9 protein-coding genes and 1 pseudogene are annotated in these 9700 nt (G+C 64.2%); 5 read left to right on the top strand and 5 right to left on the bottom strand.

Features of this window, described 5'->3' with window-relative positions:
- Nucleotides 1–140: 140 nt before the first annotated feature.
- The 3 genes from H8A92_RS38100 to H8A92_RS38090 all read right to left on the bottom strand — a co-directional run bounded on the left by H8A92_RS38100 (nt 141) and on the right by H8A92_RS38090 (nt 2730).
- Entirely contained in the window at nt 141–779 is a 639-nt protein-coding gene (locus H8A92_RS38100) for a class I SAM-dependent methyltransferase (RefSeq protein ID WP_229200428.1), read from the bottom strand.
- Nucleotides 780–800: 21 nt separating this feature from the next.
- Nucleotides 801–1997 carry a tRNA 2-thiouridine(34) synthase MnmA gene (mnmA, locus tag H8A92_RS38095; RefSeq protein WP_229200426.1) on the bottom strand — a complete coding sequence of 399 codons (1197 nt, stop codon included), beginning with the start codon at nt 1995–1997 and terminating at the stop codon, nt 801–803.
- Nucleotides 1998–2397: 400 nt separating this feature from the next.
- On the bottom strand, nt 2398–2730 hold the full coding sequence (locus H8A92_RS38090; RefSeq protein ID WP_229200425.1) for a hypothetical protein: 333 nt from the start codon (nt 2728–2730) through the stop codon (nt 2398–2400).
- A 616-nt stretch (nt 2731–3346) separates the two neighbouring features.
- Between H8A92_RS38090 and H8A92_RS41325 the strand changes: the two are divergent.
- The 3 genes and pseudogenes from H8A92_RS41325 to H8A92_RS38075 all read left to right on the top strand — a co-directional run.
- Nucleotides 3347–3940: pseudogene (locus H8A92_RS41325) on the top strand (flagellar hook-length control protein FliK); the annotation flags it as partial.
- A 10-nt stretch (nt 3941–3950) separates the two neighbouring features.
- Nucleotides 3951–4670: a flagellar hook assembly protein FlgD gene (locus H8A92_RS38080; protein WP_229200423.1), complete on the top strand. Its 720-nt coding sequence runs from the start codon at nt 3951–3953 to the stop codon at nt 4668–4670.
- Nucleotides 4671–5172: 502 nt separating this feature from the next.
- The gene (locus H8A92_RS38075) at nt 5173–5355 is read left to right on the top strand and encodes a hypothetical protein (RefSeq protein WP_229200422.1); all 183 of its coding nucleotides are present in this window, start codon (nt 5173–5175) and stop codon (nt 5353–5355) included.
- 154 nt (nt 5356–5509) lie between these two features.
- Here H8A92_RS38075 and H8A92_RS38070 read toward each other — a convergent pair whose 3' ends face one another.
- Complete coding sequence (locus tag H8A92_RS38070) at nt 5510–6487, bottom strand: helix-turn-helix transcriptional regulator (RefSeq protein ID WP_229200421.1); 978 nt, start codon at nt 6485–6487, stop codon at nt 5510–5512.
- A 545-nt stretch (nt 6488–7032) separates the two neighbouring features.
- On the opposite strand from H8A92_RS38070, the gene H8A92_RS38065 reads away from it, so the two are divergent.
- Together H8A92_RS38065 and H8A92_RS38060 are read left to right on the top strand one after the other, a co-directional pair.
- Nucleotides 7033–7212, top strand: a complete 180-nt coding sequence (locus H8A92_RS38065; protein ID WP_229200420.1) for a hypothetical protein — start codon at nt 7033–7035, stop codon at nt 7210–7212.
- Nucleotides 7213–7230: 18 nt separating this feature from the next.
- A complete protein-coding gene (locus tag H8A92_RS38060) occupies nt 7231–8535 on the top strand; it encodes an OpgC family protein (protein WP_229200419.1) in 1305 nt (434 codons plus the stop codon).
- Between the two features lie 66 nt (nt 8536–8601).
- Here H8A92_RS38060 and H8A92_RS38055 read toward each other — a convergent pair whose 3' ends face one another.
- Nucleotides 8602–9381 carry an alpha/beta fold hydrolase gene (locus H8A92_RS38055; protein WP_229200418.1) on the bottom strand — a complete coding sequence of 260 codons (780 nt, stop codon included), beginning with the start codon at nt 9379–9381 and terminating at the stop codon, nt 8602–8604.
- Nucleotides 9382–9700 lie beyond the last annotated feature (319 nt).

The following is a 9700-nucleotide window of genomic DNA, read 5'->3' as shown; positions in this document are numbered from 1 at the left end:
GCGGGCGCGGGCGGCGCCTGCGCCGCGGCAACAACCGGCGCCAGCATCAGCACACAGGATAATGCGAGTGTTCGATTGATCCTCATGACGAGAAAACCGGGATCAGGCGCCGATGTTCCCGGTCAAAATCACTGCAAGTCTCACGATTTGCGGAAGCGGATCAGCGAGAAATGCCCCATCGGCGGCATCGGCCGGCGTTCCGCAAGGCTGACGCCGCCGTGTTTCGCGGCCCAATTGGTCAGCCGCTCCCACGGAAATTCCGGACGCCAGCCGAGCCGCCGCGCCAGCGGCGCAAACGCGAGTTCGAAGATGCGGCGCGGGCCGCTCTCGGCGCCGATGTGATTGACCAGGATCAGCTCGCCGCCCGGCTTCAGCACGCGAATAAAATCGTCGAGCGTCCCCTCGGGATCGGGCACTGCGGTGATGACGTATTGCGCGACCACCGCGTCGAAGAACGAATCCGGGAATGCGAGGTTCTTGGCGTCCATCACCGCCAGCGTCTCGACGTTGCTGAGGCCCTGCGCCCGTACGCGCTTGAGCGCGCGCCGCAGCATCGGCTCGGAAATATCGACGCCGTACAGTCTGGTGGTGCGCGAGTAATCCGACAGCGACAATCCGGTGCCGACGCCGACGTCGAGCACGCGCCCACCGATCCGGTCGGCTTCCGCGATCGTCGATTGACGGCCCTGATCGAACACCTTGCCGAACACGAGATCGTAGATCGGCGCCCAGCGGCCATACGCCTTTTCGACCCCCTCGCGGTCGATGTCCCCAGCCATTCCCCTGCCCCGAATATTTCCTTAGCCGCGGACCGCTTCCGCAAGCGGCACCACTGTATCGCGCGTCTCGCCACGTGCCACGCGGCTCGCGCTCGCACTCCTGATGAAGCCGCCGCCGAGCACCCGCGCCTGCCCGGACGGCGCGTCGTAGAACACGCAGGCCTGGCCGGGCGACACGCCCTCCTCGCCGGCGACGAGCTCGACCTCATAGCCGCCGTCGACGGCGCGCAGCCATGCCGGCTGCGGCGCGCGCGTCGAACGCACGCGGACATAAATCTCGATGCCTTCACCGATCACGCGATCCAGCGCGCCGTCGCCGATCCAGTTGACGTCGCGCAGCGCGATGCGATCCATCCGCAGCGCCTCGCGCGGCCCGACCACGACCCGACGCGTCGCCGCATCGAGCTTGACCACATAGAGCGGATGGCCGGAGGCAATGCCGAGGCCCTTGCGCTGGCCGACCGTGAAATGAACGATGCCCTGGTGCTGGCCGACGACATTGCCGGCGAGATCGACGATGTCGCCCGGCGCGATCGCGTTCGGCTTCAGCCGTCCGATGATGTCGGTGTAGCGGCCGGTCGGCACGAAGCAGATGTCCTGACTGTCCTGCTTGTCGGCGACCTCGAGCTCGAAGCGCCGCGCCAGCTCGCGGGTCTGCGGCTTGGTCATGTCGCCGAGCGGGAATCGCAGGAAGTCGAGCTGCTCGCGCGTGGTCGCGAACAGGAAATAGCTCTGGTCACGATCGGCATCCGCCGCGCAAACCAGCGAACGTGTTCCGTCGGCCAACCGGCGCGAGGCGACATAGTGGCCGGTGGCGAGCGCCTGCGCACCGAGCTCGCGCGCGGTTGCGAGCAGGTCGCGAAACTTGACCGAACGGTTGCACTCGATGCACGGCACCGGCGTCTCGCCGAGCGCGTAGCTGTCGGCGAAATTGTCGATCACCGACTGCTTGAAGCGGCTTTCGTAGTCGAGCACGTAATGCGGAATGCCGATCCGCTCCGCGACGTTGCGCGCGTCATGGATGTCGCGGCCGGCGCAGCAGGCGCCCTTGCGATGGGTCGCGGCGCCATGGTCGTAAAGCTGCAGCGTGATCCCGACCACGTCATAACCCTGCGACTTCAACAGCGCAGCCGTCACCGACGAGTCGACGCCGCCGGACATGGCAACGACGATCCGTGTGTCTTCAGGGCGGCCTTCAAGATCCAGACTGTTGAGCATCTCTAAGCGGTCATTGGTCACTGTCGCGACGAGCTTAGGTGCTCCGCGACGAAATTGGGAAAAGCCTTTGTCCAGAGAGCCTCAGAACGCATCCAAGGCCGGGTCGATCGGCTCGGGACGCGTCGGAGGCCACCCTTAATATAGGCCGTATTCCGGGGAGGCAATCCGGCGGACGCCGGGCCTTGCCGCGCGCGGACGGCAAATCTTGCCGCCGGGCAAAAAAGAGACCCGTCGGGAACCCGTGCCGGGTCGCGAGAACCACCCATAACAATTTGAAATAACTCACTATTTACTACGCGCCATGGTTGGCCCGCTCCTTGCTGACATTAGGCCGGAAGTCTCATTTGCGAGGGTTGGCAGTGGTCAGCGTCACGTCGGAAGCATTGGCAGGCCGGTCTTTTCAGGGCGCGACGCGGTCGGCGCGGCCGGATCCCGCTTCGCAGGTGGGGAACGACGGCTTTTCCGCGCTGGTCGACAGCAGCACTGCGTCGACGAACGACAACAGCCGGTACGACAGCCAGCCGGCGCCCTCGCGCCGGTCCGACGATTCCTCCTCGACGACCGGCGCACGCTCCCGCGATAACAGCACGGCCCCGGACCGAACGTCGCGGGATGACAACAAGGTCGATGACGACAGCGACACCGGCGCGTCGCGCAAGACCAAGTCGAAATCGAAGTCGGACGACCAGAAGTCCAGCACCGACGCGCAATCCACGGACGACAAGTCGGCCACGACACAAGCTGCCCCGCAGGCGGCCGCATCCGATGCTGCAACGGGCAACGCCGTGATCGCTGTTGCCGTTGCGGCAGCTGCCGCGACCAACCCGACACCGGCAGCCACTTCGCCATCCGACCAGCCCGCCGCGCCGCTGGCGATTGCGGCAGCGGCTATCGCGGCAAGCTCGGCCATCGCCGGCACTGGTGCCGCTGCCGGCAGCGGCGCGCCTGCCGGCGCCGACACCGCAACGGCGGCGACCACCACGGCGAATGCCGACAAGATCGCCAAGGCAGCCGGCGTCAAGACCGAGGCGCAAGTCACCACCACAGATGCAGCAACGGTTTCGGGCGCAGCGACAGCGACCGGCGATGCGACACTCGCCGCCACGGTTGCCGCCGGAACGCCTGCCACAAAGACCACGACGCAAGCCAAGACACAGGTCGCCGCGAAGGATGCGGCTGCGGCGTCACCCGCCGGCCAGGATGGCGCAGCCCAGGGCAGCGACACCGCCGCGCAAGCCGCACCGACGACCGTCGTGCCAGCGGTCGCGCAGGCGGCCGCTGTCGCCGGCAAGGCGAAGGCCGCCACGGACGGTGCAGCCGATGCCATCAAGGCCGATGCGAATGGCGACGGCAACGCCGCGCCGACGCCGACGGTCGGCGGCCACGCGGCTGCGCAGGCTCAGCTCACGACACCCGATCCGAGCGCGCAGGCGGCAACCACATTCCAGGCCCAATTGGCGACCCAGACGACGCCGTCTGCGACCGCGCAATTGACCGTGACCAACGCCGCGCAAAACGCCGCGGTGCCGCTCAGCGGACTTGCGATGCAGATCGCAGCCTCCGCCAAGAGCGGCAAGAGCCGCTTCGAGATTCGCCTCGACCCCGCCGAGCTCGGCCGCATCGACGTCCGCATCGACGTCGATCGCAACGGCCAGGTGACCTCGCATCTCACCGTCGAACGTCCGGAGACGCTGTCGATGCTGCGCCAGGACGCCAATCAGCTGCAGCGCGCGCTCGACAATGCCGGTCTCTCGACCGGCAATGGCGGATTGCAGTTCAGCCTGCGCGACCAGTCGCAATCGGGCCAGAACAACAACGGCCAGTCCAATCCGAACGCCCGTCGTTTGATCGTTGCCGAAGAGGACAGCGTTCCCGCAGCGGCGGCAGGCCGCTCCTACGGCCGCGCAACCGGCGCCCTCGGCGGCGTCGATATCAGAGTGTAAGGAGTTCACCATGGCAGTCGATGCAACCATGCCGACGCCCGTCGTCTCAGCACCGGGCACCAGCAGCGGAACGAGCTCCGGGAGCAGCAGCAGCACCGGCATGACGACCTCCTCGCAGGGCATCGCCGACAATTTCCAGACCTTCCTGACGCTCTTGACCACACAGTTGCAGCACCAGAACCCACTCGACCCGCTCGACACCAACCAGTTCACCCAGCAGCTCGTGCAGTTCGCCGGCGTCGAGCAGCAGCTGAAATCCAACGATCAGCTGAAGCAGCTGATCGCAATCGAGAAGAGCGCGCAGTCGACCCAGGCGCTGGTTTATGTCGGCAACACCGTGGCGGTCGACGGCAGCAAGACGCAGCTCGATAAATCCGCGACCTGGAACCTGGTGTCCCCGCAAGCCACCAGCGCAACCATCACGATCACGAGCGCAACCGGCCAGACCGCCTATTCCGGCAATTTCAACCTGAAGCAGGGCAACGCCAGCTTCGTCTGGGACGGCAAGGGCAATGACGGCACGCAATGGCCGGCCGGCAGCTACACGCTGACCGCCACCGGCAAGGATTCCAAGGGCAACGACCTCGCCATCTCGACCGAGATTCAGGGCATGGTCGATTCCGTCGACCTCACCGCCTCCCCGCCACTGCTCTCGATCGGCGGCCAGACCTACACCACCGACAAGATCAAGCGCGTGGTGCGCGGCGCGACCGGCGGCAGCAGCAGTTAAGCTACGCCCCCGGCTTGGCAGATCGCACGCATTCTCCACGCCGATAGCCAAGCACTCGGTGTCATCACCCGCGCAAGCGCATGCGGGTGGTGCAGTATTCCAGAGGCGGCAGTGCTTGAACCGAGAGACCGCGCTCCCTCCAAGCGTCGTCCCTGAGAAATCAGGGAGCCATAGCCGGCGGCCGGTGTTGTGAACGGGACTCGTCGTTCCGCCATCACACAACAATGACGATTTGTGGATATGCCGGTGCGCGATTGCGCAACCGAGGGCGTTGCGGACCGGATCGTGCCAGGGCTCGTGTTTGCACGAGAGCGCCCGCCTCGCCCTGCGGGCGCCTCCCGAAATCGACGTCGCCAGACACATCCAGAAATAAATTGCGACATGTAAGCTGGCTGTAAGCTAGCCGGCGCTATCTTCGGTTCCGCACTTTAATCCGAGATTCCACCTTGAACCTTCGCGGCAGCCGATACCGCGCGCCATTACGACCGGCAAGAGCCCGCCCGTGAACCTGCACCGCCCTCCATCGCCCAAACCCGCCCAGAACTCTCCACAGCATGCGGCGGCCACTCACCCGCAGCTCGCCGAGACGATGGCCGAGAACGCCCGCCTCAGGACCATCGCCATCACCGTCATGCTCGAGATCGCAGCACTCCAGGAGCGGCTGCCGCCGGCCGTCGGCGAATAAGCACGCTGCCGGATCGTTGGACGACCGGCAGCGGGATCGATGCGACCGATCATTGCCCGCCGCGCAACCGGCGCGGCCGGCACCAGCCTGCGCTACGCAACCGCTTGCTGCGCGCGCCATCGCATGGCGCACGTTTCGATCGAGGCGGCGCAGCTCAGTCAGCCGCCTTTCGGGCGAGCCGAACGCCGCGCGGAGAATCACCGAAGCGAGTTCGGAACAAGCGGTTGAAATGCGAAACATCCGAGAAGCCGACCGCCAGCGCGATATCGGAAATCCGCTGAGAGCCGGCGTGAGACTCGGTCAGCAGCTCGAGCGCCCGCTGGAGACGCAACTCGTTCAATCGCTCGGTGAACGATGTTCCCGATGACGCCATCAGGCGCTGCAGATAGCGAGGCGAGATGCCCTGGCACCGCGCGACCGTCTGAACGCTGAGTCCGGGCTCCTGAAAGTGGATGGTGATGTAGTCGAGTGCTGCATCGTGGCGTGCGGCGACGACGGCGCTCGCGCTGCTCTCACCCAAGGCAGGGCACTCGCCGAGTGCGAGCGCAACGAGATCATGGATGTGGGTCACGACCGTATGACGAAGCCTTGGCGCGGTCAGTGCTTTCGCCTTGAGGATCGACTTCAGATACACCGCGAACAGCCGGAATGCTTCCGTGCGGTGCCCGATCGGCCGCATGACCAGGCTTTCGACGTTCGCTACACGCTGCTCGAGCGCCTCGCGCGGCACGGCCAGGCCGAACTGCAACCCATCGACATAAGTAACGCTGGCGGGCTCCGAATGCAGAATTGCGACTGCATCCCCCGCGCGAAGCTCAACGTCCCGGCCAAGCTGCGATAGCTGGCTTCTGCCGGGAGCGCTGAAGATGAAACCAACGGAATCATCGCCGTCGGCGAGGTTCGCCTGCAAACGCGTGAAGCGCATCGACGTGCCCTTCAGCGCCAGCGTACGCAAGCCCTGGACTGACTGCAGTGACGCATCGGCCTGGAGCGGAATATCCGACAGAGGCTCGATATCGGCATGCACGACGCATCGCCCAAAGTGCTCGCGCCAGGCGGGGATACGAATACGTTCCGGAAGATCGCGCGTCGAAAATCGATACGATGCGCAATTGGCTGCGTCCGTATGCATCGGGACCTCCAGCCTTCACAGAACATCAGAATGAAATGCTCCGGCACACCACAATAAATGTCTGCATTTTGCAATTCACGCACCGGTCTTCTCTCGATCCGTGCGCGCATGTCCAAGAAGTCATGCTATCGATCTGCTAGTCTCATTCACCTGTATCGACGCTGATGTGAACTGGTTCACGTGTCGGTCAGATTATTACGTTTATACTGATCGCGAAAGTCGCGGCTTATTTACTCCCTTAAGAGGAGCTGGTCGCGATGGCACTATCTCTAATTGCCGCAATCGGATTCATTGGACATCCCATGCGGCATGCAGGTGCAAATCGCACTTACGTCCCTGTTCGAAATTGATCCGGCTCACGGAGCCGCGGGCAGGCTACTTTGAAAGATTGCTGATACCAAATTTATTTCGCTGCTCGGCCAAAGCGCTAGCAGAATTCGTGGGACATAAATGCCTGCGGCAGCATTGGCTTTTGGCCGCGGGTTGAAATGGTCGAAATCTGTCACGTGGGAATTCAACCTTAGTGATCAAGAAGGCGTTCGATCATGTCCACCATATTCGACATGCTTTACCATGAATACTGTCGTGCCCGCCTCGCCGAAATGCGAAAGCAGCTTTCGATACCGGTCATCGGCGAAATCCTGCACGCGCCATCGGAGGACGGTGATCCATCTGGTCCCCACGACCGCGGCTGGACGACGGAAGAAGCCGCAACCACCAGATAACTCGAACACATAGTCCTATTGGCTGGTCGGAGGCTGGTCCGGCACGCGTACGCACGCCAGACAGATCGACAGATGCATGATCGAACCCACACCTCGAAGCGATTGATCGGTGAAACTCCACCGCAGTTCAGGTCGACCGGTCGCGACCCGCGCATCGATGTCTGCCGCGGGATCGCATTATGGTGGATCTTTCTCGACCACATTCCCACTAACGTCGGAAGCTGGCTGACACTGCGCAACTACGGCTTCTGCGACGCCGCCGAAATATTCATGTTCGTCTCGGGCGTGACCTGCGCGCTGGCCTACGGCAGAACGCAGCAGCGTGACGGCTGGAAGGGGATGATTGGCCGCTCGCTGCGGCGGGGATGGGACATCTATGCCGCGTTCCTCCTGCTTACGCTCGCTTGCGCCGTCCTCATCTACGTCGCCGGCAACGACCTTGCCGACGAGAGCAATACGCGCGTTCTGTTCGAACGTCCGGGCGCGACGCTTGCGCACGCCGCAATCATGCAATATCGCCCCGTCAATACCGACGTCTTGCCGGTCTTTGTGGTCTGTCACGTACTGTTCGCACCGCTGCTGTGGCTGCTGCTGCGAGCACCAAGCCTGACGCTCGGCCTTTCGTTGTTGCTCTATGCGCTGGTGCACCTCTTCGGCTTGCGCGTTCCTGCCTGGCCCGAGGGCGTCTGGTTCTTCAATCCGCTGGCATGGCAGGTTCTTGTCGTGCTCGGTGCATGGTACGTGATCGAAGGTGAAAAGATCCGGCGATGGATGACATCGCGCGCCGTGCTGGTTCTTGCCGCTCTCTATCTGGCGTTCGGCCTGGCCTTTGCGCTCGGCCACGCTATCCCGCTGATGCCGCAGACCTGGGCCGATCACGTCTTTCCATTGGACAAATCGAATCTGAGCCCGTTGCGGCTGCTGCATTTTCTGGCTCTGGCGGTCGTCGCGTCGTGGCTCGTTCCCGAGGGCTGGCGGGGGTTGTCGACGCCGCTGCTGCGCGGTGCGCGGTGTTGCGGCGAGAATTCGCTGCCGATCTATTGCCTCGGCGTTCTGCTGGTGCTCGTCAGTCAATTTGATCTGTTCGACATATCGAACCGGATCTCGATGCAGATCGCGCTCAGCCTTGCCGGCATCTTGATGATGATCGTCGTTGCAGCGCTCCTGAACGCGCTCAGCACCAGGCGCAAGCCCGCGGCGGACGCAGTCGATCGAGACATGTCCGCCGCCGTTACAGGCTGGACAGGCGGGGATCGCACAGGCAGGGCCGCGCTTGCGCCACGGCTGACAGTCGTTCCCACGCGATCGACGTGCCGCCCTTGATGAAAATTTGCATCGTGGCGGAGATTGCGGGGCCGTTGCGTTAGCGACGCACGGAGCAGCCGACGCTTACTCAGGCCGTCCCGCTGCATCGAGGATCAGCCGCGCGATCGGCTCGGGCTGCGAGATCAGCGCGAGGTGGCTCGCCTTCACCTCGATCGTGGTAGCGCCCATCCGCTTCGCCATGAAGCGTTCGAGATCCGGATTGATGGTGCGGTCCTCGGTCGAGACGGCGTAGTAGCTCGGCTTGCTGCGCCAGGCCGCGTGGCTGGTCCTGCCGGTCAGCAGTTGCTTGTGGAACGGCTGCTGCACCGCATAGAGCACCTTTGCCTTCGCTTCCGGCAGGTCGCCGGCGAAATCGCGCAGGAACGCCGCTTCGCTCAGCCGGCCTTCGTCGCCATCGAACACGATGCCGGCGCTCGCCGGCGGCGTCGGATAGGTTTTCGCCAGCGCGGTGTAATCTTCATCAGCATCGGGTGCGCGCGCGGCGACATAGACCAGCGCCGAAACATTCGGATGCACGCCGGCCTCGGTGACGATCATTCCGGAGAAGGAATGGCCGACCAGCACGGTCGGACCGTCCTGACGATCGAGCACACGCTGCGCCGAGGCGACCGCTTCCGGCAGCGTGGTCAGCGGATTTTGCACGGACGTCACATTGAGCCCGGCCGCCTGCAGGCGCGGAATGACCTCGGACCAGCAGGAGCCGTCGGCGAACAGGCCATGCACCAGCACGACATTGCGCGCCTTCACCGGCGGCGTGGTTGCGGCCATGCCGCGCGAGGACACCAGTGACGCCGCAGCGCCGGCCAGCAAGGCGGTCGAGAAAGTGCGTCTGTTCATCATCATGATCAAGGCTCGGGAGCGAGGGATTTGGAAAAGCGCGCGCACCTGCGGTGAGCGGACACCCTCTCCTACGCACGCAACCGCGCGTGGTTACGCGCGGTGCCGAAGTGACGATCAAGGATCGGTGAACGGGATGCGGACTCAACTTTCGACGGGCCGCTGAGATTGCGAGAGCAGGTCTCAAATCGATCATCTCGCCCGTGGCTCACCCCTCTCCCCACCCTCCCCCGCAAGGGGGGAGGGAGCCCAGCCAATGTGCGCACCTCACATCACGCTGCCGATGTGTGTGTGTGTGCGATGTGAGGGACGCACCGGGCGGTTG

The organism is Bradyrhizobium acaciae (genome assembly GCF_020889785.1).
GTDB classification, from domain to species: Bacteria; Pseudomonadota; Alphaproteobacteria; order Rhizobiales; family Xanthobacteraceae; genus Bradyrhizobium; species Bradyrhizobium acaciae.
The sequence above is the reverse complement of the archived record's forward strand: the minus strand, read 5'-3'. Positions and strand labels throughout refer to the sequence as shown.

Coding starts and splice junctions, on each gene's coding strand:
- H8A92_RS38100 (WP_229200428.1), bottom strand. CDS start 779: ATGGCTGGGGACATCGACCGCGAGGGGGTCGAAAAGGCGTATGGCCGC.
- mnmA (WP_229200426.1), bottom strand. CDS start 1,997: ATGCTCAACAGTCTGGATCTTGAAGGCCGCCCTGAAGACACACGGATC.
- H8A92_RS38080 (WP_229200423.1), top strand. CDS start 3,951: ATGGCAGTCGATGCAACCATGCCGACGCCCGTCGTCTCAGCACCGGGC.
- H8A92_RS38070 (WP_229200421.1), bottom strand. CDS start 6,487: ATGCATACGGACGCAGCCAATTGCGCATCGTATCGATTTTCGACGCGC.
- H8A92_RS38065 (WP_229200420.1), top strand. CDS start 7,033: ATGTCCACCATATTCGACATGCTTTACCATGAATACTGTCGTGCCCGC.
- H8A92_RS38055 (WP_229200418.1), bottom strand. CDS start 9,381: ATGATGATGAACAGACGCACTTTCTCGACCGCCTTGCTGGCCGGCGCT.